Below are 24,157 nucleotides of genomic sequence, written 5' to 3'. Positions count from 1 at the left end.
TGCCCGCAGCCTATAAGGCTGGGGCTATTCAAACAAAGCCCATCTACATGGGCTATATTCGGCGCATCTTTATAAAGAAATGGTATTAATAGACTTTCTCGATGAAAATTGTATTCGTTTCCCACCAGAAATTCGTCGCAAAATTTAATATCTTCTCTTGTGGAGCGGGCATCCCTGCCCGCCTAATTATTCAATATTGATATCCAAATTGCTCACTGTTAACTGATAACTGTTAAGACTCTCTCCCCGAAGCCCATGTATCTCTCCATTTAACGGTACCTTCACTAGCAATCACCCAGCGACGAGCTAACAAGTTTTCTCGTAAAGGTGAAATCGCTTCCCGCAAAATTACATATTTATAGCTAATTAGTTTGCCAGCGCTTTCATTAAAGGGAATTTCGGCAAACCAAGTATTTGAATTAATGTACTCTAGAGGATATGCTTTCTTGATATCCCAATTACCTAATTCGGGACAATCCCCAATTACAACTAGTCTTTCACCGGGTTGGGTTTGTACTCCATTTAGTTGCGCTCTAACTAATGTTTGCGCTTTCAGTCTTTCCCCAACATGACTGATAACTATTGCTTCTTTTGGACTTAGTTCTAAATTATAAATTTTCCCATCTTTGACTTCAAATTTGCGTCCTGTCAATACGCAAGTATGCTCTCTATCCGGTAACTCGGTATCAACTTCTTTTATAGTTAGAGCATAACCTCTATTTAAAGCTACAAAGCAGCGAGAGCCATTGTAGCGGCGCACGTAACAGAAAACATCTGGTGTTATATATTTCTCCCACTGACTACCCATCGATACCGCAGGATTTAAACGACGTAACCCGGAAAGCTTCCTTACATGCCAATAAATATCGGTTTCGGTATCCCAATTTTCCATCATCGGACGGTTGTAGGGGTCGTTATTACCGTAGATGTTATCATCTGCATTGGTATCGTTATGCAGATATTGTTCGGTACCGTAAAATAAGCAGGGAATTCCCCGACTAGTCATTAAAAAATCAACTGCCAAGCGTAAATTATCAATATCTGGATTAAGACTAAGGAAGCGATGCATATCGTGGTTATCAATAAATGTTATCAATTCCCGCGAACCATTGTAGCGATAATCCTGCTTTAAAATGTCATTTACCAAATAAAACCCAGCTTCGTCATTCGTTCCCAAAGCCTGACGAAGTGCCATGCACAATCCAAAATCTAGGATAGTCATCCCAGAATTATTGGCGAATTCCACAGAGAGAGCGTCATCTGGGCGGCTGTAAATCCATTCCCCGAAGATAAATACATCTGGTTTGTGGTTGTACATTTCACTGTTAAACTCTTGCCAAAACCAAATTGGCATATGTTTAACCGTATCTACCCTTAAGGCATCAACTCCTCGATCCAACCACTGCTTAATTGCTGACTTGATATAACTTCTATATTGAACATTATTCTCATTAAAAGTTGCTAAACCAGATAGCTCACAGTTTTGTACCTGCCATTCATTTTCCCAATCGCTAACTTCACCGTAATGATGATACCAATTGTCTTTATCATCGTTAAAATCGGCAATTTTTACCCCATCATCGTACAATTCACCTTTACTACCACCAGTATCGGGACTGCTATGATTGCACACAATATCTAATATCAGCTTCATATTGCGGTTGTGCAATTCTTCGATTAATCTATCAAAATCAGTATTTTTCGTATCTTGAGTTTTGTTCAAAGAAGGTTCATCATCGGCTGCGATATAACGGGGATTGAGTCTTTTAAAATCCTTTGTCCAATAACCGTGAATAGCCGCACTTTCAATGAATAATTCTTCAACTTGCTCGAACAAAGGAGTTAACCAAATCGCAGTAACTCCCATGTTTCTCAGGTAATCTAACTTATCAATAATTCCTTGTAAATCTCCACCCCAGTATTTACCCCATTCTTTCCTATCGGGGTCATAAAGTTCCTCATTAAACCCTTTATTGTTTCTGGGATTACCATCATGAAAACGGTCAACAACAATAAAGTAAATGGTTTCCTGACGAAATTCAATATCCCTAGTATAGAGAAACTCCAAGTCAATATCAGCATTGGAATCCGGAGTTTCAACAATAACTTCTACTTCTGCTTGAGGATTTTCAATATTATACTGAGAATCCGAGGCCCGAGATGGAGGAGTATTTACCATAGGAATTTATTTAATTTATCCTTATTTACTTAAGTAGTTCAATCGCGTTAACGATAAATCCGTATTGTTACCCTTTTTTCTTTTTTCGTATTTTATTGATTAGATAGGATTTAGTGGCTCATCTAAATTCAATAACTCCTTTGATCTAGTTTCGTCTTCATACTAGAGATAGAGATTAATTATGAAGGGAGTAAATAATAGACTTTTATTGTACAAAATCCTACCGCTAGAGTATAAAATCAATCCTCAATCGGAATCTTAATCACAAACGCGGTTCCTAAATCCATAGCAGATATACATTCAAGAGAACCTTGATGCTTTTCTTCTACAATTTGTTTTGCGATTGATAAACCCAATCCAGTTCCATTACCAACATCTTTGGTGGTGAATAAATGGTCAAAAATTTGTTTTTTAATATCTTCTGGTATGCCAGGGCCATTATCTTGAATATGAATAGCAATTTGATTTTTGCCGACTAATTCCTCCGTACAAATTACAATTGTATTTGGTTTTTCTTGAATTTCCTCAAAACTACGTCCTTGATTGTAATCATCTAATGCATCAATTGCATTTGCTAATAGATTCATAAATACTTGATTTAACTGACCTGGAAAACATTCTACTGATGGTAAATCTCCATAGTTTTTAATAATCTCAATTTCTGGACGTTTATCATTAGCTTTCAAACGATGCTTTAAAATTAAAATTGTGCTATCAATACCAGCATGAATATCAAAACTAGTTTTGCTATCAGTATCGGCTCTAGAAAAAGTTCTGAGAGATGTACTAATATTTTGAATTCTATCAGTTCCCAGTTTCATAGAATCAATCATTTTCGGTAAATCTTCCAGCAAAAAATCTAAATCAATTGTTTCTGCATTTTCTTCAATTTCTGCTTCCGGTTCTGGATAATATTGCTGGTACAAATATAGATGATTAATTAAATCCTGAATATATTCATTTGCATGATGTAAATTACCATTTATAAAACCAACTGGGTTATTGATTTCATGAGCAACCCCAGCAACCAGATTACCTAATGCTGACATTTTTTCGCTTTGCACTAATTGCGTTTGCACCTGCTGTAAATCTTTCAAAGCTCGTTGAGCTTGTTCTGCATTAGTACGAGCTTCACTGTAGAGTTGTGCTTGCTTGAGAGCAATTATTAGTTGTTCTTTAACTTGTTTAACTAATTCTATTTCTTCCTGCGTCCAAGAACGTGAATTACTACAAGCACATAAAATAATTCCGACATCTCCAGAATGATTCAGAAAATTTTGAATCAAAACAGAATTTAAATTCTTTTTGCCAATAATATCTCTGATAATTGGTTCGTTGATTGTGGAGATATTATCTATCGCCTGATTATCCGAGCTAATAATTGTTTCTAAAAAACATTTTATATCTTCGGTAAGATAAGAATTTTGAACAATAGCAAATTCAGATGTACTGATTTTTTCTGCAACTATATCCCATTTAAAGTTACGATTATGGCAGCAATACCAGGAAAAGCTACAGTAGTCTAAATTTAAGATTTCATAGATTTCTGTGACGCAATTCTTGAAAATATCGCTTAATTCAAGAGAGTGAGTAATTTGACTAGATAAACGACTTCTAAGTAAATCTTCACGCTGAGAAAATTCTCTTAGCTTAGCTTCTGCTTGTTGACGTTCTAATATTTCATGACGAAATTCTCTATTGGTTTTCTCTAATTCACGATGAGCGTAAATATAATCTAAGGTTAATCCAGCTAGCGGCACTAGATAAGCAACAATCTTTAGAAAATGAGCAATATTAAAATGATTATCAAATAAAGCACTAGAAGCAAAAGCCATGTGTGCTTGAGTGGCAATATTAGGGATAACGCTAATAATTAATGCATGAGAAAATAAACTCGGATATTTTTTGTAAAAACGCGGGTATATAAAAATACCACTAATGATAAACAAAATTAATGGCAAAACATCCCAAGGGCGAGTAATTAATGATTGAGGAAATAACGTTTGAGGAAGTCTTTCGCTTGTAGCACAAATATGAATAACCATATAGGAAAGTACACCGAAGCCACAACTAATTAATGCTATAAAGCCAAAATTACCGCGAACTTTTTTCGACTTTCCTAACATAAAAATACTAATACCGATCATTGTCAATAAAGCATTCGCAAGACGACAAATTGCCCAAGTAAAAGGAATTAAATTGCGATTATCAGCAACAGCTTCAATTAATCTGTCAGCTGCCAAAGTATGAAAAGCATCCATCATTCCAGAACAAAACAAAGTCACTCCTAGAATCGGTGTAGTTACATCCGTTTTGATTTTGAAATGAGCTAAAGAGAAAATTACGGTAAAAATTGCCGCGCAAAAAGCACTCCATTCCAAAATGGTATGCAAAAAGCTTCCTGCTAAACTACGATACATAATTTCCGTAGCTTGAAATGGTTCGCTTGCTTGCTGAATTAAACTCAAATCTGGTGGTGCTGGTGAAGCAAAATCAATGCCCACAAAATTTAAAGTCAACGGTAGCAAGCAGATAAACCAAACTATCCATATCAATATTTTAGGTAGTTTAGGTAATGAATAAGATGGTGTATACACAGCAAAAATCCCTGGAAAAACTTACTAGCAAGTGTTTTGAGCTCAAATCGTCAGATTTGAGCTTTATTGCTAGTATTCCCTAAAAAAATCAGCGATTTAACATCATAAAATTTCAATTCTGAAAACCTCGCAACTCCAAGCAATCGAAATTATTGAAGCAGGTTTACGAATCATTAATTGAAAAACTGGCGTATTTCAGAAGAATTATCTAGATTTCTAATCGATGAAAATACCAAGTTAGTGCTGTTTCAGATTCCGAATTAAAACTATTCCTAGTTTGGGCATTTCTGAATTGAAATATGAATTTGTTTTTCTAACATTTACTAGCCCCCTAAATCCCCCAATTCTGGGGGATGGGGGGCTTCGGCATACTTTTAATCAGCAACGCCCTAACTTCCTGTGGTAATAAGCAAAGTTTTTAACATAATTAATATTTGATTAAAAAAGATTAAGATAAATTTATAGTAAAATTATCTTTGTATGTTAAAAAATACTGTATCTTAGGTAGAATCTGACTTTTTGAAGTCAGTAATTTATATAGATATGCATCGAACAGACGTGATTATTGATGGTTAAAACTAGTACAAATAAAAGGGTCATTTTAGGCACATTTACTTTAGAATTCTTAATTATCGGAAGTGCTTTACTACGAGCATTTCTATTAAACGTCGATCCAAAACGCTATTTTGATGACAAAGGGTATGTAAGTTGGTTTTCTTTTTTACAAATTTTACTTGCAGCTTATTTAGCTTGGAGAATTTACAAATCGAGGAAATCGAATGCGGTTATAAATAATCCAAATAGAGATTCAAACAAAAATCGCAGCTATAACTTCTGGGCTATAGTCAGCTTTGGATTTTTATTTCTAGGTTTGGATGAGATATTAAAAATTCATGAAAACTTAGATTTCTTTATTCATGATGTATTTCAAATTCAAGAAACAAATAACACAGATAGAATAGATAGCTTAATTGTTTTATTTTATGCTTTATGTGGTGGAGGAATAGTATATTGGGCTAAATCTGAATTAAGGAAATTCAAATTAGCTTTGCCTTTGTTTAGTCTGGCTTTGTTTGTAACATTTATGATGATATTTTTGGACTTACTCACAGATTCACGAGATGTTATTTACTGGATAATTACTAACGAAAATTTAGCCTATATAGTTCATCGTTCCCTCAGCATAGTTGAGGAAATTTGTAAAATTATTGCACAAGGAATATTTATTATTACTCTTCACCGTTGTTTAGTAATATCAAAAAATCAAAAATACTCATTGAAAAAATCTGTTGTTAAAGAAAAGGTTTATTAGGGTGCTATTAACATGAGAGTACGGTATTATCGTTAATCAATTTATGCATGATGGAATAATTTAAATTTTTGGTTATTTTTGATAATTTATTTTATCTGTCATACATCCTATAATTCTTAGTGAGAAGCAATCAAAATAATTGAAGCGGGTTTTTTAGTTTTGGGATTAATTGGTTCTCGACATTCTAAAATTGAAAAACCAGCAGATTTTAATAAATTGAGCCAGGTTTCCAATTTACGAAAATACCAAGGTGCTGCTGTTATAAATTCAGAATTAAAACAATCCCATAATTCTTCTCTCCATCCATCAATATAAGCTGATTCCCCACAACCAATTACCGGATGAAGCGTTTGAATAAATAATAATTGATTGTTTTTTAATAGACTAGAAATTGAATGAATTAAATTATCTACAGTTTCTTTACCTAAAAGAGAAAAATTACAAATAGCAGCATCAAACTGAATATCTCTAAAAAGCCCCCCTTTCATAAGGGAGGTTGGGGGGATACTACTATTTATAATATCTTCATAGCTTGCAACCAAAAAGTTTCCACAATTCATCAACTGCGCTTTTTGAATTAACTTATCAACTCCATCAACACCCCAAGCTTCTATGCCCTTAACGCTAAATTCTCGAGTTAACCAACCTTCGCCACAACCGATATCAATAATTGAACTAGGATAATAACTCAAAACTGCGTCAACAATTGCCTGATTCGTAACTAATTTCCGACTTTCTATTTCATCATTTTCAATCGTACTTATCCAAGATTCGGCATTTTGATTCCAACTATCTAAAACTGATTCGTCGTTAAAATTTGACATGATTATTTACCTATTCCCCTAGTTTCCAGAGCAGTTAAAAGTTAGGAATTATCATTTAGGAGTTATGAGTAGCAAGTAAACTACCACTTGTTGTTATTATCAGCTACTCAACCGTTAAATCTCTTATCGCTACTAGTTACTTGCTACTCGTTAGTCACTTCTCTAAACAATGCCCCATGCCCAATGCCCAATCACCAATTACCACTTCTCCCCAAAAGGACGTAAATCCAATTCAAAAGTCCAAGCTGAAGGCTTTTGTTGAGTTAAAAAGAATACCGAATCAGCAATATCATCGGATTTCATAAAGTAATCTTCTGGTTTATCTGGCATCCATTGACGAGTTTTTTCTGAATAAATGACACCATCAACAATAATATAAGAAACGTGAATATTTTGCGGATCTAAATATCTCGCCATCGATTGCGCTAAACTGCGTTGAGCGGCTTTCGCTGAAGCAAAGGGAGTGAAATTAGCACCACCTTTAATAGATGCAGTTGCTCCAATAATCACAATATTTCCTCCGTCGATTTTACGCATTTGGGGAATTACTTGTTTAGCAACAGCAAATAAACCTCTACTATTGACTTCCCAAGCACGTTGAAAATCTTCTACTGTCGCATCATCTATATTTGCAAAAGCGCCAGCACCGGCGTTATAAACTAAAACAGATATTGATCCCATAGACGATTCAATTTTATTAAATACTTCTGCTGCTTGATCAATTCCTGTAACGTCGTATTGATAAGCTTTAGAATCAGGTATTTCTTGGCTCAATTTATTTAAATAATCAATATTCCTGGCTAACATTGCTACTTGATAACCCTCACCCGCAAACTTACGAGCAAAAGATTCACCATTACCTGCTCCAACACCAACTATTACACAAACTGGTTTACTCATTGTTTTCTTCCTTTAATTATTAACTTGGAGATACTATTAGCAGATTATCGTCATTCCGCAATCGGAATAGTTTGTAGAGACGCGATATTCATACAGACTCTCAACCTCACCCCGCCTCCGGCACCCCTCTCCTTAACAAGGAGAGGGGAAGGGGTGAGGTTTTATCAAACATTCATATAGCCACCATCAACAACCATGTCAGAAGCACTCATGTAAGAAGAATCATCGCTAGCTAAAAATACCGCAGCCTTGGCAATTTCATCTACTTCTCCTTCTCTATGTAAAGGTGCTGTTTGTACAACTGCATCGATGAATCCTTCAAATGCTCCTTGTGGTAAATCAAGCTTATTTTGAAAATCAGTTCTGACAATACCAGGGCTTAATGAATTAACCCGAATCCGGCGATCGCCCAATTCCGCTGCGAAGGAACGAGCAAAGGAGCGCACCGCCGCTTTTGTCGCAAAATAAATGCTTCCCATAGCTGCTCCCTTCTGATTCACGGCAGAAGCATTCAGAATTACGCTTGCTCCCGGATTCAATAATCCTACTAATTTCTGTACCGTAAAGAAAACACCTTTGACGTTGATATCAAATTGATTGTCGTAAAATTTCTCATCAACTTGCTCTAATGGAGAAAAGTAACCGCTTCCAGCATTCGCAAACAGAACATCGAGCTTACCAAATTCTTCACTAACTTTAGTTGCCAATCTATCCAAGTCAGCAAGAGATAGCACATCTGCTTTAACTGCTATAGCATTTTTCCCTAACTTCTCAGCTGCTTCGCTCAATCTCTCCTGATTTCTTCCAGTAATGATTACTCTTGCCCCTTCCTCAATAAACTGTTTAGCCGATGCGAAACCGATACCAGTAGTTCCACCAGTGATAACCGCAGTTTTATTATTTAAACGTCCCATGATTATTTCTCCTTATTTAATTATTTATCCAATCTCAAAAACCTAAACCAATCAGTCTACGTTAATACAAAAAAATTACATCCTTTTCAGAGCCTTAATAGTCGTTAAGACAACACTAGTCGGAATAGTTTCGCTATCCAGAACTCTACCTACAAGAGCCATTCCCTGAGTTGTACAAACCAGCATTCTCGCTAAATCGCGAGGTGATGCTTCCTTGCTTAACTCTCCTGCTGCTTGAGCTCGAGAAATAGCTTCGTAGTAAATATTCTCCAACCTATTGAAATAACTACGTAATACGGGAGCGATTTCGACATCACTAGTATCAAAATCCGCAGTACAGGTACCCAGAAGACAGCCTTTGCTGCCAGATTTACCGTGAGTTTTTTGCATACTTAGTAAAAGTTGCTCGATATTCCTCAACGGTGAACCTGATGCTAACAACTGTTCCTTAATCAAACGGAGATTAGTTTGAGCGTAATATTCTAAAGCTTTGAGAAATAAAGCTTGCTTGTTACCGAAAGTGTCGTACATACTTTTACGACTGATGCCCATATTCTGGAGCAATTCGCTAAGACTGGCAGCTTCGTAACCCCGCGCCCAAAACACCTCCATCGCTTTACTTAGAGCCATTTCTGGCTCAAATTTTTTGTTTGGTCCTCTGCTCATGTAATTACAATAGCAAAACTGAAACCAATCAGTCAATGTTTTTCTGAAATTAATTTTTCTCAGAGTTGAGGTACTATTAGTAGTAAGAATTTAGATTACCTTTTATTCCTACCAAAGATGATATGCACTCAGAAAAGCTTTCAATTTCGCTGTCGAGCTATTTAGTTCAATTTATCGAGCAGTATAAAACTAATCATCAATGTAAATCTCGCTCTCAAGTAATAGAAGAAGCATTAGAATTATTGAGAAATCGAGAGCTTGAAGAAGCATACAGAGAAGCATCGAATGAGGTGGATTCTGCTTGGGATGGAGTCGTTGGAGATGGTTTAACTGATGAAACGTGGTGAAATATATTACGCTGATTTAAACCCAGCAGTAGGTTCTGAGGTAGCAAAACGTCGTCCCGTTTTAATTGTTAGCAATGATGTCAACAATAAGGTTGCTAATACTATTACAGTTGTACCAATAACTTCGAGTGTGGCTCGCGTGTATCCATTTGAGGTTTTGTTGCAGCCAGAGGATAGCGGTTTATCAAAAATTTCTAAAGTACAAGCCAATCAAGTGAGAACAATTTCTAAACAGCGTATTGAAGCGGATGTACAAGGAAGTTTGAGTCAGGAGATAATGCGTTTAGTGGATGCAGCGTTAAAGCTGCATTTAGGGTTGGAGTGAAAGCATTTTGTTGAAATTAAAATAGCGAAACCAATTCAACTATCGCAGACATTAATGGAATTAATGGCTGTAAAAACTGTTAAAACTACTCAAAAATAGATTCCTTTAAATAATGTAGTTGTGGTGAAGAATAACCATGACTACATTATTATTCTTAGATAAAAGGTAACAGTAATTACAATTCAATCATCAGATAATTAGTCTACATCTGTAAACAACTGTACATTCTTACACTGACTGCACTTACGAGCGCTAAGTTTTTCACCGTCTCCCCAAAAACCTCCTTCTGAACGGAAGTACAGCCAGTCATTTTGATTGCCTACACTTCTTCCCGAGATAAACTCTTGGGAACCACAGATATGACAGAGATTTTGGTTGGATTTGTTATTTTGTTGTGGTTTTTCGTTCATTATTCTTTGCTTGCAAGTTCTTTGTAATTATTTATTCACTAGATTAGACATATATTTCGCAGGGGAGGAAAGGTTCTTGCTATAAACCTGTAGAAACAATCCGGTTTGAAATTTATGGTTACGTCTAAGTAAGTAAACGAAATTATTTACTCTTATTAAAAGCTAAGAAAATTAGTCCTAAATCTTGCGATGATCCGCAGCTGAGCCGCACCTTCGGTGAACGCTGAATGCTTCGTTTCACTCGCAATGACATTGTGTAATTGATTATGTTTAAATACTTGTATGAATTTACAGCGATGTAACAGGTATCCTAAGACAATATTTAATTCTTAGTCAGGACTTACGCAACTGTCATAAGGCTCTGATGGTGCGTGACACCACAAGTGTTAATACTACGTTGAAAATTGATCCAAGTGTCACAGCACCCTACGAAAAAATATGTCGTTTGCGTATGTCCTATTAGTTTAAAATCATATTTTTAAATCCTATGAGTAAAAAACAACCGATTCATTTAATTTATAGCGGACAAGGTGGAGATTATTTTGGTACAGAATATGAAATGCTACCAGAAAATGTCCATCCGAGCATTCTTGAAATTGGGCAAATACTAGCTAATCAAGGTATGGTTTATGTCGGAAAACTAATTTGCTCGCAATTTCACCAGATAGAAATTTATGCATACGTTAGTCCCGAAAAGCATTTTGCAATTTCAGTGACAGCACAAGAATCTAACTTCGGGGGAATTGATTGCGTCTCTAGATTTGCCGATAACAGTTATCTAACAACCACCACGGTAAAAGTTATTCAAAACGCTTATGAAGAACAAGGATTATTTCGCGTTTCTTTGCCCGGTGCAAATATTTCAGAACTAATAACACAGCATTTAGCTTACGTTAAAGACTTTGAAAAACGTTGTGGTGAAGTGCTAACGATGTTTGACGATTTGTTGGCGATCGCCCACATGGTAGATGAATACACAATCCGCCAGCAATCCAACCCAGGGCACGGTTTATTGCAATTTACGAGCGGGCTTGCTTCTGCTGGTATGGCTCAAGTAATAGAGGATGATATTGATAATGATGAAAATATATCTTTGTTAGAAAAACTTGGTGAGGCTGCAATGTACGGTAAATTAGCCAAAGTAGAGCAGTTAATTGCAGAAGGTGCAGACGTGAATGCAATCACCGAATGCGGCAAAACTCCCTTAATGTTAGCTGCAATGTACGGGCATAAAAGCGTTATAGAAGCGTTATTAAATGCCGGAGCAGATCCAAATCTGGGTGGTGAAGAAGAATTTGAAGAAGGTACAACAGCCTTGATGTGTATCGCTAGCAGCCTTTTTGCTTCTAACCGTGCTGAAATAATTAAGTTTTTAGTTAACCAAGGAGCTGATGTCAATGCACGTAATGATAGTGGTGAAACAGCACTGATTGTAGCTTGCGATAATGCCGATTCGGTAAAAGCATTGATTGAAGCGGGTGCCGATGTCAATCAAGCAGACAACGAAGGTAATACACCGATAATGTTAGCGGATTGGGCAGTACAGCAATTGCTTCGTGAGGCTGGTGCAATTTAATGATGCTGTAGATTACGCTCAACTTGGTGAAGCCGAAGGGAATTATAAAAGAAGGAAGGAGTTAGGAGGAAGAATAAAGAAGGTAAGAGCCATAAATCATTACACCCATTACCAATTACCGATTACCAATCCCCAATTACCAATTCCCATCCCGATACTTCTTCGGTGTCATTCCCATATATTTGCGAAACTGCGAAGTGAAGTGACTGGGATTATAAAAACCGACGCGATAAGCGACTTCTGCTACCGGGAATTTAGTTACTTCCAGCAAAACCTTAGCTCTTTCCATGCGTCTTTGCGTCACATAACGATGAGGTGATTCTCCAGTTGCAGCTTTAAAAACGCGAGCAAAATGAAACTGACTCATATGCAACACCGCAGCTATATCGGCTATTGTCAGACTTTCTGCTAAGTTATCTTCAATAAAATCTTTTACTTGCTGCAACTTTAAGCCATCAAGGGCACCATCTTCTAACTGCTGTTTTTCTGAGGTTTCTGTGTAATTTCGCAGCAGATGAACTGCCAGTAAATTCCGCAATGATTCTGTATAAAGCTCTCCGGCAACCCCACCGTTAAGAATTTCTGATTTCATCAATTGCCCAACTTGGAGAATAGTAGAGTCGAGAAAAATAACTTTGTGCTGAATTTCAACGGGAGTAGATATATCGTTTTCTGAAGCGACTTGCTCTAAAAACTGGGGTTCGAGCATGATATTAATATATTCGCTGTGTCTTTCCCGCTTGTGCCAAACAAAGTTACGGTTTCCATAAATAAATGCGCTGCCAGCAGGTAATCGAGTTGTTTTACTAGAACCACCATCAACCGACCAAGTTACCTTATCGTGAGGAGCAAAAGCAATACTGATAGCATTTTTGGGCATAGCAAAATCAAACTCACCCACAGCATCTAACAAACCATATTCAACATTAATACCATTCCAAGAAGCTTTTTTAATCAAAGAAGGAAGTTGAGTTTGCGGAGCTTCTTTTGGGTTTGACACAGTATTTCCCCATCACAATACTTCTTTATAAAGCTTAACTTAAATGATATTTTTTATAATTTTGATAATTTTATATTTTCTCTAATTCCTCAATTGCTTCTAAAGCCTCATCACACCAGTTGAGCCAATCTTGTTCGTAACAAACACCCCGACGCACGGCTAAATATTGTAATTTTTTTTCTGCTGCTAAAGATTTCTTATTGTCTAAATAATTTTTTTCCATCCCTTGAAATTTTGCTAAAGCATCCAAGTGCAGTCGGCGATGACGTTCTAACTCTTCTCGCAATACCCTAGGTTCAACAAGTCCACCAGCCAACATTTTTAATATCAAATCTTCGCGTAAAATTGCCGGTTGAGAAGGTTTATTTATCCATTCCATCAGATATTTTTTGCCTGCATCTGTAATCGAACAAAGTTTTTTATCTAAAAAGGCATCTCGCGGTACTATTTCACAGCTAACCAAACCCTGCTCCTCTAATTTGGCTAATTCCCGATATACCTGTTGTTGAGAAGCTTTCCACAAGTGAACGAAGTCAGCATTAAACTGTTTTGCTAGCTCGTAACCACTTGCAGACTTTTTTGTTAACAATGCCAATATTGCTTGCGTCAGTGCCATTAAATTACTGATAAAGGAGTTGACAATTTTTGTTACCCAAGTATACACTGACGATTGTAGTCAACTTGTTGAGTACAACTTGTTGATATAAAATCTGTTTTTGTTTGATGTCACTGACAAAGCTGCGGTTTAACTGCGTGATGCAATTAACGGCAATACCTATGTTGATTAGTTAATAATTCCCAGATTGCAGTACCAGGTGTCAGATTATCTGAATCAACTCATAGTTTTTAGGAGTATTTGATAATGAAACGTGTTTTAGCTGCTCTTATTTTTACTACTCTTGCGACAGTTGTACCTGCATCTATGACAAGTGCAAATCCTCAAAACGAAGTACTTTTAGTCAATCGTTTTGAGAAAAAAAATTCGAGAGCGCAACGCCAGATACGCACCTTCAACTCAGTAAATGAAATTATTCCACGTTCGCGGGCTTCCCGGCTAGGTAAGCAATTTTTGCAATATTTTGAAGCTCAAGATACTGACGCAATCTCTCAACTTTGGGCTGAAGATGCAGCAATAGAACTTCCTTATGATTTGCAAGGTAGAATTTTTCCGAATAGAGAAGCTGCACAGGGATACATAGAAGGAGCCGTAGCACTGTTTAGTGAAATTAGATTTGAGCAAATTCGTCTCTATGAAACCAGGAATCCAAACGTTGTGGTTGTAGAAGCTCAAGGTGATTTTGTGGTAGCAGAAAATGGCAAACCTTACCGAAATAACTATGTATTTGTATTCCAAACAAGCGGTAACAAAGTGAGTTTTATACGCGAATATTTTAATCCATTGATTATTGCTCGGACATTTGGGATTGATGTTACGCCAAATCAAACACCTAATTAAGATTCTTCTATCTAATTCAAATATTCAAGTGGTGAGTGTTTTAAATAAGACGAATTAACTTAAGATACTATCACCAAACATAGCGAATCTGTAAACCACAAAAATACAAAAAATGACAGAATGCTTGTTTATGCAGCTAGAGGCTTTTTAGGATTAGTTTACCCGATTGCCGTTGTGCTTCGCGTCTTTCTTCCCCAAATTACAGAATGGTCAAAGTTTCCTCCCCAAGCACAAGCATGGTTAGACATAATGAAAGCTACAGGTTATTTGCAGATATTGCTCTACACAACTGAATTTGTGGCGGGTATTGCAATACTTCTAGGGCTGTTTCTACCCCTAGCGCAGATTATCCTGGCATCAGTTAGTTTCAATATTGCACTATTTCACTTTTTTCTCGACCCCAAACCCCTGCGGATTTTACTCGTACTTCTAATCATCGGCGCACATTTAATACTTGCGTATCGTTATCGCTCTGCCTATCAACCGCTATTTCGTTCGATCAAAACGACTTGGTCTGGTTTGGTTCTTGAACGTATCTCTATCCGTATGGCAATTCAGGTAATCATAAGTCTAATTTTTATCGTTGCTGGTGCTGCAAAGCTACTTGTTCCAGAACAACTTAACCTAGGGAACCTTTTAGTTGACGGGATGAAAGCTACTGGTTATCTCTATACATTGTTGGGTATTACTGAGGTGACTGCTGGTTTAGCGCTTTTGAGTAATCGCTTTGTACCTCTAACCCTGATTGTTATGACACCAATCGTCGTCAATATCTTTGCCTATCATCTTTTTCTCGCTTACGAAGGTTTACCCATCGCAATATTGTTAGTAGCAGGTCATACAGCCTTAGTGACAGCTTATGTTCCTGCATATCGTGCATTGTTGATACCTCTATCAAAATATCTTGGGACGTGAGAACCCCTGGTTTATAACCAGGGGATGAAACGGACAGGTAAAGTTTTAACTTTCCGTGTTTCTTTTATTTACTAGTTTGGTTCTCAATATACTTACGAATAACGTCGGTACTTACTTGTCCTGTAGTAGCTACAAAGTAACTAGGACTCCACAAAGTAGGTAATTTTTTTAACTGTGGATATTCCTTCCTTAGAATATTAGATGCTCTACCCTTAACCCACTTTGCAATTTGAGAAGCTGACTCATGTGGCGGTGAGTTGATAAACATATGTACATGATCTGGCATCACTTCAAGAGCGATTAATCTCCAGCCATGTTCTTTTACTAACTCAAAAATAATTTCCTGTAGCCGCATAGCGATTTCATTAACTAATACTGCTTTACGTCTTTTTGGGACAAACACAAAGTGATAATTTATCGATGACACGGATTTTTCAGCCCTTCTGTATTCATAATCTGACGCTGACAACTTAGCCATTTTATATCAGGGTTTTTTGTTGATTATTTATGTTGAATCAACTATATTAATAAACAAGGAGGTGGTCAAGTGTACAAAACAGTTCCCAATAAAAGCAAAATTTACGGATGAGAAAAAGCTTTCTGGGTAGATCAGTGTGAGCATTCAAACAGTTTATATAACTCTGCTATTTATCTGGCACGCCAGAATCATTATGCAATGCTACTTGAAAGAAAGGCTAATACAACTTACTGGTGTGGAGATGAACTTAGAAGTGGTTGGAAAACTTACAGATTAGAAACTAATTATTATCATTTAGATAAACAGCTTAAAACTTGCATTCACTACTTTTCATTGGCTGCACAAGCTGCACAACAAACATTAAAGTTAGTAGGAGAATCAATAACTAGTTACAATAAATTAGTGGATAAGTATTACTTAGGAGATGGCAGTAGGCCATCAATTCCCAAGTACAGAAAGTCTGGTGGTTTATTCGCAGTTACGTTCCCAAAACAAGCCTTGGCTTGTCATAATGGTTATATTTATCCCTCAATCAGTAAAGCAACAAAGCCTGAATTAATAACATCAATTAAGCTTATTTTGCCCGAATTTATTAGCTTTGATTGGATTAAAGAAGTAATTATTCGTCCTAGTCGTGGAGAGTTTTGGGTTGATTGGGTGATAGACGATGGTAAACAGCCAATTATAAATAATAAGAGTCTTAACTACAATCATGCAATTAGCATTGATCACGGTGTAAAGTTTTGGTTGTCAGCAGTTACTACCCTTGGTAAAAGTTTTATTGTTGAATCTCCACAGCTAAAAACTGCACTCCATAAATATCGAAATCAAGTACAGCAACATAAGAAAAACAAACCTAGTAGATACTGGGACAATTACCTTGATAGAATCACAGCAAAACGCAATTTACAAGTCAGAGATGCAGTAAATAAAGCCGCTAGGTTTATCATCAATAAATGCTTAAAAGACGGTATCGGGAATTTAGTAATTGGTTGGAATGAGGGAAATAAAACCAACATTAATATTGGTAGAAACAATAATTATGAAGTTGTTTCAATGCCAACCAAAAGACTTATTGAGAGGTTAAGACAATTGTGTGAAGAATATGGTATTAGATTCCACATAACCACTGAGGAGTATACTTCTAAAGCTTCTTTTATTGATAATGATGAATTACATCAATACGGTGCAAAACCCATAGAATGGAAGCCATCAGGTAAAAGAATTAGTAGAGATGTATACCGCACAAAAGACGGTTTATTGATTCATGCAGATTTAAATGCAGCATCTAACATTCTACGAAAGGTTGCCGACCAGATTTTTATTAACTCCGGCATCGCAAAACTAGCTTTTGAAATAATTAAACGGGGTGCTTTGACACACCCCAAACGGTACGATATTTTTAGTAATCTAAAAAGGTCTTATCGCAAGCAAACAATGTCACGCAGTATGTCTTTAGACTACGGAGTGACAACTGCTTAGAATCCCAGTTTTTTTCAAAGCTGGGAGATGTCAAACAAACCCAAGTTGGAAGGATAGTTTGATGATGCTGTTGAAATCAAAGTGGTTTAAGCGCATTTCTTTGGGAATTTTCGGTTTTGTTGTGGCATTAGTTATTTATGGTTTATTGCAACTACTTGAACCAATAAAAGTTGCTCCCATTGCCAATTCATCAGTACAGTTTAACGGACGTGCTTTGCTGATAGCCTCTGATGCTGATATGGTAGCGACGGCTTATGCTGATGCTAAATTAGACAGAGTTGCAGGTATCGAAGATACTTTAACGGCGATTGATTTACCGCTAGATCGGAAACAGCCCCAAATTAATACATTGCAAGTATCTAACTCTGTGATGTCTTGGCCCCAAATTATTGCCACATCTCCCGATGGTACAAAAGCTTACATAGTCGAAGTGCGATAAGCCTCCAGGTAATGGTATTCAGGAACTTGAGTCTATCGATGAAATGCCAGAAGGACGAAAGCTAACGGTGGTAGATATTTCTAATCCGACAAAACTCCAGATGATTGAATCAGTTGATGTTGGACACAATCCCGATAACTCTTTAATTGCCACAGTAAATATGCGCCGCACTCATGATATTACTTTGGTGAAATAGGCTCAATCTAGTAGTCTGTCCCATTAATCTTGATGGGTAATATATTAATTTGTAGGTTGGGTTAAGCAAAGCGCAACCCAACTCGGGTGTTGGGTTACTCTACGAGAAAGCTCCGCTTACACAACCTTCAACCCAACCTACGAAGAAGTTATGAGGGGTTGGATAACTGTTCACTGCTCACTAATAACTGGTAACGTCACAGTAAAAGTGCTGCCAATCCCTTCTTGACTCTGAAGTGTAATTTCACCACCGTGGGCGTCTACGCATTTTTTGACAATTGCTAATCCTAAGCCGGTACCGGCGATTTTTCCAACATTAGAAGCTCGATGGAATGGTTCAAAAAGGTGTTGTTGTTCTGGTATTGGAATCCCGATGCCTGAATCTTGTATGCGGAAAATTACTGCTGATTTTTGAAAAATTAAATCAAAAACAACTTCCCTACCTGATGGAGAATATTTAACGGCATTGCCTAATAAATTAGTTAAAATATGATGGAGTAATTTTTCATCACCTAAAAACTCATCACTATCTCCCTCTACATTAAAAACTAGATTGATATTCTTTTGTGCGGCGGTTAACTGTATTTCTTTAACAATCGCACTACAAAAAGCAATCAAATCAATTCCGATTAGTTCGCAATTAAGATTACCGGAATCTGCTTTACCAATCAATGAAGCTTCATCTAATAGTAAAGACATATTTCTAATAGCCGAACGAATCATCTGGTAGTGAGCTACTTTTTTGTCAGGGTTTAAATTCTCATCGCTATTTTTTAATAACCCTGCTGCTAGTAAAATAGCATTTAAAGGATTGCGGATATCGTGAGATAATATAGAAACAAATTCTGACTTAAATTTATTGACTTCTTTAGCTTCAATTAACTCGGCTGTTCTTTCTTCAACTCTATTTTTGAGAGATTTATTAACCGCACGTAATGTTTCTAGATATTCTTTGCGTTCGATAGCATAACGTAAAGAGCGTATTAATAACTGTGGACTTATCTGTCGTTTAACTAAATAATCTTGCGCTCCTTGTCTTACTGCTTCTATAGCTAATTTCTCGTCATTAGTATTAGTGAGTACTACAATTGGCAAGCAAGGAGCGCGAGCCATCAAAGGTTTCAAAGATTCCAACCCCTGACTATCCGGTAAAGTTAAATCTAATAGAATTACATTATACGAACACGGTATAGATATATCTTCACCAATTGCATCAAGTGCTGCACTTAGTCTTTTGACATGAACTAGATTAAACTCTTTGAAAAAACCATCTTTCAAAAATTCTTGTAACAATCTAGCTTCCGCTAAATTATCTTCAATTAACAAGATGTTCATCGAGTCTGCTGTCATTATTAGAAGTTAGTTGTTAGTGGTTAGTTGTTAGTTGTTATTTGTTAATAGTAAACTGTTCACTGTTCACTGTTCACTGTTTACCGTTCACTGCTCATTTGGTAAAGTTACTGTTTCTAACCAAAAATCTTCTATCCTTTTAACTATTTTGAATAATTGGCTGATATTGCGAGACTTGGTTATATAACAGTTAACGTGTAAGTCGTAACTGTGAAAAATATCTTCTTCGTTGTGTGAAGTTGTCAAAACTATAACGGGAATGCGTTTTAATTTGGAGTTTGTTTTTATTTCTGCAAGAACTTCTCTACCGTCTTTTCTTGGTAAATTTAAATCCAAAAGAATTAAATCGGGGCGAGGTGCGCTATGATACTCACCCTCCCGATTTAAAAAAGCCATAGCTTCCATTCCGTCTCTAACCGTGAGCATTTCATGGGGTAACGAACTATTTTTGAAAGCTTCTTGGATGAGACGAACATCTGCTTTATTATCCTCTACCAAAAAGATGATTCTGGGTTTTTGTTCCGTTTCTACGCTCACGTTCGCGTCCTTTTAATGGAATAGTAAAATTAAATGTTGCACCTTCACCTAATTGTGATTCTACCCAGATATTTCCGCGATGGCATTCTGCGATTTTTTTACAGATGGCTAAACCCATTCCCGTACCTGGATATTCATCACGAGTGTGCAATCTTTGGAATATCACAAAAATGCGATCGCGAAATCGTGGTTCAATTCCGATTCCGTTATCGCTGACTGAAAATAGCCATTCGTCTTCGGAACGAGATACACTGATATGAATTTCTGGTGGTTTCTCGCTCTTGAATTTGATTGCATTACCAATCAGGTTTTGAAATAGCTGCATTAATTGAGTACTATCAGCCATGACGGTTGGTAATTCATCGTGAGTAATTTTAGCACCTGTTTGTTCGATGCGTCTGCGAAGATTATTTAAGGCTTTTTCTAAAGCTTGTTCGGCTGAAGTTGTGGCAAACTCGATACTCTGCATATCAACTTTAGAGTATGCAAGCACATCATCTATCAAGGTTTGCATTAAGCTGACTCCCCCGACGACATAACCAATAAATTCATCCGCATCTTCATCAAGAGCATCTTGATAGCGCATTTCCAAAAGCTGCACGTAGTTTGCTACCTGATTTAAAGGTTCTTGCAAATCATGAGAAGCAACATAAGCAAACTTTTTCAATTCAGCATTAGAACGTTCTAAGTCTGCTGCTAAAATTGCCAATTCTTCAGCTTGGCGCAACACAATATTAACTATGGCTTTTCGTAATTCTAATGCAGCTTTGACTTCAACATATTGCCAAGGTAAAGATGTTAAACGAACGGTTTGTTTCCACAATTCAAACGATTTACGCGGGCATAAACGTAAATTTCCTGATTCTTCGTTAACTTCAAATGCTTTATTAGGATTACCTCCCCAATTTACAGTTTGAATTACTTCTGGACGGAACCATAATACATAATTTCGTTTACCAATTGGAATCGCTAATAAACCGCTAGCAAGATTTTTAATTTTCTCAGCATCGGGATAAATTTCCGGAAGCGAATTAGTATAGAAAACTTCCTCATCACCATTTGTTTGCAGCCAGGTAACTAAATTGTTTATGTCTTCTTCTTTAGGAGTCTCACCGATTAAAGTATAGTTACCGCCGAAACAAATTGCTGCACCTTGAGCGCTAGTTAAGTCTAATAAATTGGGCTGATGCTTAACTAAACCAGCAATAAAATTATCTTCTTGAGACATATAGTCAATCAAAGTCGATTGAATATAGGTTAATTTCATCCGATAATCATAATCTTGCGTTTCTTCTCTACTATAAATCTCATTGAATATCATTCTTCCTAAAAATTCGCAGGCTTTCCGCAATTCATAGGAAACAAATTTCGGTGTTTGATGGTGACAAGCAATCAATCCCCAGAGCCTACCATCTTTAATCAAAGATATAGTTAAAGAAGCACCTACACCCATATTATGTAGATATTCAATATGACAGGGATAAGGACTTCTCAAGCTAGAATTCATTAAATCAACTGGACGTTCTGTAATTGGATTTAATTGTGGAAATAAATCTACAGATTCGCCACTCGCATCCGGAATCAATCTAATTAAATTAGAAAGAAACATTTTTCTGGCGGGTTTGGGAATATCTGATTCCGGAAAATTCAAACCCAAATAGGGTTCCATACTTTCGAGCTTATCTTCAGCTAGTACGCAACCGTGGTTGTTTTCATTAAATTTATAAAGCATCACCCGATCGAATCCGGTGACTTTGCGTACTGTCTCGACAATAATTTGACAATAATCTTGAAGATTAGCAGATTCTTGTAACTTATTGATAGAAGCTTTAGCTAGATGATAAAAGCTTAAAAATGGAATATTGTCTTCAGAAATTGCTGGCTCTAATTCTAAAATTAAAATTCCTTCTGGATTGCGATGAAATACCGCATCAAAGACAGCATAATCTTCTCTTCTCTTTTTTATCCAAATTTTTGTCGGATTAGTAAAATCAAGGGAATCTTCTGCTAAACGAGATTTTATTCTGACGATTTGATAAGGATCTAACAAATCTTCTAAGTTAGTTTCTAAAAGCGTTTCGATAGGACAATCAAGCATCGAAGCAGCATTACGACTAACTTGTAAAATATTTAGCTCGGGTTCTTGGAGAACAATTAACACACCATGATTCTGAATTTTGCTGTTGAGATTAATTACTGGTTCTTTTAAATTGGTTAAATTCAGAGAATTTGGTTTTGAATCTATTATCATCTGACTACTCCTATATTTTGCTCGATGCTAATTCATCACAATCTTATACAACAGATAAAGTATCTTTTTTAAAAGTTTTCAAATTTTTAGCACAATGATATAAAAGTTTATTTTCTATTTATATAAATACAACTAGTTTTAATCTCCCTTCCATAAAGGAGTATATTTCTGTTGATTGTGAATGCTTTTTATTTAGCGTTACCAATATAACAAACTAATATTCAGATGTCTGATAAGAATTATCAAAGAATAGCTAATCACTGGAGTAGCAAAAACTTCTGCGGAATTAACTATTAAGTAACTTTTACAAATAAATATATACAATTAATAATTTATATTTCTTTATTAAATAAGAACAATATACTTGTTGTAAGCATATATTCTCGCACTATCAGCAATAAACGAGGCGTATGCTGGGGCAGACTACCGCTAACTGCTCACTACTAACCGATTAGATCCAAGAGCTAAACAACATCCGCAACCTATAAGCATCAGCCGAAAGAGGCAAGCCTAAATATATCGGCATCCAAAAACCAAAAGCAATAATAATTAGAAAAACAACTGTAAGTCCAAAAGCTCGAAACTCTAAATTATAGCTACGCAAGCATTTATCTATCAGCCAAGCTAAAGCCATAAATGCGAATATAACAGCAGTCATATAATGATATATGAAAACGCAACGATTTACTTTTACCCAAGGTAGTAAATTAGCTGCATAATTTAACAATACATATAAAGCAATTCCAGTATTAACAGAAAATGACGAATTCACAAATAAACGCTGTTGTTGCATAGAAGGAATTATTATCCGCTTAAGCAAAACAGCTACTATTAAAAACAATAAAGCAGCAAAACCAAACCACCACAATAATGGATTGCCCATCGCATGAACATCATATATAACTTTACCCGTATTTGAAGGTAAAGGTGGCCCAATAACTGATACGGGTTCGCTTGCGTTCGTTGCTGTTTGATAAAAATAAGCAATCGGACGAGTTAGTAACGGCCATTTGTACCAAGCGGCACAGTAAGGATGTATATCAGAAGTATTACCACCAAGACGACCGTGAAAAGATAAAATTTGGGTATGTACTTCTATAAATCCGTATTTAGGATTTTGGAAAAGATGAGGTATCCAAATTAAGCTGTAAGTTATTAGCGGGATTATTCCCAAGTAAAATGCAGCTGTAAAAATTTTTAGTTGACCAATTTTTTGTAGCGGTAATACTAAAGCTTTTGCCGTTGTTATCTGAGGTGCGGTTAATGTGGCGGTAGAATTTCTTAACTCTGCTGTTGAAATATAATATGGATCGGCTTCTAAAACAATATTTGTACTATTTCCCGTCTCTTTCGCTGTCAGATATTGCTTCAACCAAGCCAGCATCCAGTTTAAATATATACCTATTAAAAAGAATAAACCATTCCACTTTGTAGCGATAGCCGCACCAAAACTAATTCCAGAAAGTATTAAATAAAACTTGCGTTGTTTTTTAGTTTTCCCTAAAGCAATTAATAATAACCACTGTCCCAACAATCCAAAAATAACTATATATTGATTAATTAAAGCATAGCGAGACTCAACTAAAAATATACCGTCGCAAGCTGTAAATAAACCTGCCAAAAGAGCAAAACTACGACGATAACTTAATTGATAGGCAATTCCAGCAACAATAAGCGGAATAAAAGAGCCAAACAGCGCATTTATCCAGCGATAACTCCAGGGTGAGCGAGCTACTCCTGTAAGAACATTTACTGTATCTTGCCAAAAAGGAAAATAATCACTCAGCCACATTCCTATAGAAATGATATATTTCCCTAATGGTGGATGACCATCAAAAAATTGATTTTGACTCAAATAGTTTTGAGCAAACTTAGCGTAATAAACCTCATCAAACACTAACGTGTTAAATCGCCCCAGCCCCCAAAACCTTAAGGCAAGTGACAGCAGAAGCACTGCTAACATGCCAATCTTAAACCACAAAAAAGACCGTTTTTGAGTCATCA

Annotated in this window: 23 protein-coding genes; 9 read left to right on the top strand and 14 right to left on the bottom strand. The window is 36.4% G+C overall.

Features of this window, described 5'->3' with window-relative positions; all coding sequences use genetic code 11:
• Positions 1-232: 232 nt before the first annotated feature.
• Both RIV7116_RS22770 and RIV7116_RS22765 read right to left on the bottom strand, forming a co-directional pair.
• On the bottom strand, positions 233-2,179 hold the full coding sequence (locus RIV7116_RS22770) for an alpha-amylase family glycosyl hydrolase (protein ID WP_015120675.1): 1,947 nt from the start codon (positions 2,177-2,179) through the stop codon (positions 233-235).
• A 239-nt stretch (positions 2,180-2,418) separates the two neighbouring features.
• Complete coding sequence (locus RIV7116_RS22765) at positions 2,419-4,776, bottom strand: ATP-binding protein (RefSeq protein WP_015120674.1); 2,358 nt, start codon at positions 4,774-4,776, stop codon at positions 2,419-2,421.
• Positions 4,777-5,344: 568 nt separating this feature from the next.
• On the opposite strand from RIV7116_RS22765, the gene RIV7116_RS22760 reads away from it, so the two are divergent.
• Positions 5,345-6,088, top strand: a complete 744-nt coding sequence (locus RIV7116_RS22760; RefSeq protein ID WP_015120673.1) for a hypothetical protein — start codon at positions 5,345-5,347, stop codon at positions 6,086-6,088.
• A gap of 116 nt (positions 6,089-6,204) precedes the next feature.
• Here RIV7116_RS22760 and RIV7116_RS22755 read toward each other — a convergent pair whose 3' ends face one another.
• The 4 genes from RIV7116_RS22755 to RIV7116_RS22740 form a co-directional block, all read right to left on the bottom strand.
• Positions 6,205-6,912, bottom strand: a complete 708-nt coding sequence (locus tag RIV7116_RS22755; RefSeq protein WP_015120672.1) for a bifunctional 2-polyprenyl-6-hydroxyphenol methylase/3-demethylubiquinol 3-O-methyltransferase UbiG — start codon at positions 6,910-6,912, stop codon at positions 6,205-6,207.
• A 198-nt stretch (positions 6,913-7,110) separates the two neighbouring features.
• Positions 7,111-7,812, bottom strand: coding sequence for an SDR family NAD(P)-dependent oxidoreductase (locus tag RIV7116_RS22750; protein WP_015120671.1), 702 nt, complete (start codon positions 7,810-7,812; stop codon positions 7,111-7,113).
• Between the two features lie 164 nt (positions 7,813-7,976).
• Positions 7,977-8,726 (bottom strand): SDR family oxidoreductase, encoded by a 750-nt coding sequence (locus RIV7116_RS22745; RefSeq protein ID WP_015120670.1) that lies wholly within the window; start codon positions 8,724-8,726, stop codon positions 7,977-7,979.
• Between the two features lie 75 nt (positions 8,727-8,801).
• Positions 8,802-9,392 (bottom strand): TetR/AcrR family transcriptional regulator, encoded by a 591-nt coding sequence (locus RIV7116_RS22740; RefSeq protein WP_015120669.1) that lies wholly within the window; start codon positions 9,390-9,392, stop codon positions 8,802-8,804.
• A 122-nt stretch (positions 9,393-9,514) separates the two neighbouring features.
• Between RIV7116_RS22740 and RIV7116_RS22735 the strand changes: the two genes are divergently transcribed.
• Positions 9,515-9,739, top strand: a complete 225-nt coding sequence (locus tag RIV7116_RS22735) for a hypothetical protein (protein WP_015120668.1) — start codon at positions 9,515-9,517, stop codon at positions 9,737-9,739.
• The gene (locus tag RIV7116_RS22730) at positions 9,726-10,064 is read left to right on the top strand and encodes a type II toxin-antitoxin system PemK/MazF family toxin (protein WP_015120667.1); all 339 of its coding nucleotides are present in this window, start codon (positions 9,726-9,728) and stop codon (positions 10,062-10,064) included. The genes RIV7116_RS22735 and RIV7116_RS22730 overlap by 14 nt, the downstream gene beginning before the upstream one ends.
• A 197-nt stretch (positions 10,065-10,261) precedes the next feature.
• Here RIV7116_RS22730 and RIV7116_RS22725 read toward each other — a convergent pair whose 3' ends face one another.
• Positions 10,262-10,474, bottom strand: coding sequence for a hypothetical protein (locus RIV7116_RS22725; RefSeq protein WP_015120666.1), 213 nt, complete (start codon positions 10,472-10,474; stop codon positions 10,262-10,264).
• A gap of 487 nt (positions 10,475-10,961) precedes the next feature.
• On the opposite strand from RIV7116_RS22725, the gene RIV7116_RS34110 reads away from it, so the two are divergent.
• Positions 10,962-12,050, top strand: coding sequence for an ankyrin repeat domain-containing protein (locus RIV7116_RS34110; RefSeq protein WP_015120665.1), 1,089 nt, complete (start codon positions 10,962-10,964; stop codon positions 12,048-12,050).
• Positions 12,051-12,186: 136 nt separating this feature from the next.
• On the opposite strand, the gene RIV7116_RS22715 is transcribed toward RIV7116_RS34110, so the two are convergent.
• Together RIV7116_RS22715 and RIV7116_RS22710 are read right to left on the bottom strand one after the other, a co-directional pair.
• The gene (locus tag RIV7116_RS22715) at positions 12,187-13,050 is read right to left on the bottom strand and encodes an AraC family transcriptional regulator (RefSeq protein WP_015120664.1); all 864 of its coding nucleotides are present in this window, start codon (positions 13,048-13,050) and stop codon (positions 12,187-12,189) included.
• Between the two features lie 70 nt (positions 13,051-13,120).
• The gene (locus RIV7116_RS22710) at positions 13,121-13,666 is read right to left on the bottom strand and encodes a PadR family transcriptional regulator (RefSeq protein WP_015120663.1); all 546 of its coding nucleotides are present in this window, start codon (positions 13,664-13,666) and stop codon (positions 13,121-13,123) included.
• Positions 13,667-13,912: 246 nt separating this feature from the next.
• Between RIV7116_RS22710 and RIV7116_RS22705 the strand changes: the two genes are divergently transcribed.
• Entirely contained in the window at positions 13,913-14,506 is a 594-nt protein-coding gene (locus tag RIV7116_RS22705) for a nuclear transport factor 2 family protein (RefSeq protein ID WP_015120662.1), read from the top strand.
• A 120-nt stretch (positions 14,507-14,626) separates the two neighbouring features.
• Positions 14,627-15,421: a hypothetical protein gene (locus RIV7116_RS34105; protein WP_015120661.1), complete on the top strand. Its 795-nt coding sequence runs from the start codon at positions 14,627-14,629 to the stop codon at positions 15,419-15,421.
• 64 nt (positions 15,422-15,485) lie between these two features.
• Here RIV7116_RS34105 and tnpA read toward each other — a convergent pair whose 3' ends face one another.
• Positions 15,486-15,899 carry an IS200/IS605 family transposase gene (gene tnpA / locus RIV7116_RS22695; protein ID WP_015117596.1) on the bottom strand — a complete coding sequence of 138 codons (414 nt, stop codon included), beginning with the start codon at positions 15,897-15,899 and terminating at the stop codon, positions 15,486-15,488.
• Positions 15,900-16,097: 198 nt separating this feature from the next.
• Between tnpA and RIV7116_RS22690 the strand changes: the two genes are divergently transcribed.
• The 3 genes from RIV7116_RS22690 (at position 16,098) to RIV7116_RS36550 (ending at position 18,016) form a co-directional block, all read left to right on the top strand.
• The gene (locus tag RIV7116_RS22690) at positions 16,098-17,381 is read left to right on the top strand and encodes an RNA-guided endonuclease InsQ/TnpB family protein (RefSeq protein WP_371261568.1); all 1,284 of its coding nucleotides are present in this window, start codon (positions 16,098-16,100) and stop codon (positions 17,379-17,381) included.
• 61 nt (positions 17,382-17,442) lie between these two features.
• On the top strand, positions 17,443-17,820 hold the full coding sequence (locus RIV7116_RS22685; RefSeq protein ID WP_052330847.1) for a hypothetical protein: 378 nt from the start codon (positions 17,443-17,445) through the stop codon (positions 17,818-17,820).
• 43 nt (positions 17,821-17,863) lie between these two features.
• The gene (locus RIV7116_RS36550) at positions 17,864-18,016 is read left to right on the top strand and encodes a hypothetical protein (protein WP_198287547.1); all 153 of its coding nucleotides are present in this window, start codon (positions 17,864-17,866) and stop codon (positions 18,014-18,016) included.
• A 170-nt stretch (positions 18,017-18,186) separates the two neighbouring features.
• On the opposite strand, the gene RIV7116_RS22680 is transcribed toward RIV7116_RS36550, so the two are convergent.
• From RIV7116_RS22680 to RIV7116_RS22665, 4 genes are all read right to left on the bottom strand, one after another.
• Positions 18,187-19,365, bottom strand: a complete 1,179-nt coding sequence (locus RIV7116_RS22680; protein WP_015120660.1) for a hybrid sensor histidine kinase/response regulator — start codon at positions 19,363-19,365, stop codon at positions 18,187-18,189.
• Between the two features lie 87 nt (positions 19,366-19,452).
• The gene (locus RIV7116_RS22675) at positions 19,453-19,902 is read right to left on the bottom strand and encodes a response regulator (protein ID WP_015120659.1); all 450 of its coding nucleotides are present in this window, start codon (positions 19,900-19,902) and stop codon (positions 19,453-19,455) included.
• On the bottom strand, positions 19,850-22,153 hold the full coding sequence (locus RIV7116_RS22670; RefSeq protein ID WP_015120658.1) for an ATP-binding protein: 2,304 nt from the start codon (positions 22,151-22,153) through the stop codon (positions 19,850-19,852). The genes RIV7116_RS22675 and RIV7116_RS22670 overlap by 53 nt, the downstream gene beginning before the upstream one ends.
• 451 nt (positions 22,154-22,604) lie before the next feature.
• A complete protein-coding gene (locus tag RIV7116_RS22665) occupies positions 22,605-24,155 on the bottom strand; it encodes a dolichyl-phosphate-mannose--protein mannosyltransferase (protein ID WP_015120657.1) in 1,551 nt (516 codons plus the stop codon).
• Positions 24,156-24,157 lie beyond the last annotated feature (2 nt).

Source organism: Rivularia sp. PCC 7116 (genome assembly GCF_000316665.1).
Taxonomy (GTDB): Bacteria; Cyanobacteriota; Cyanobacteriia; order Cyanobacteriales; family Nostocaceae; genus Rivularia.
Note: the sequence above shows the minus strand (reverse complement) of the source record. Positions and strands in the feature narration are given on the sequence as shown.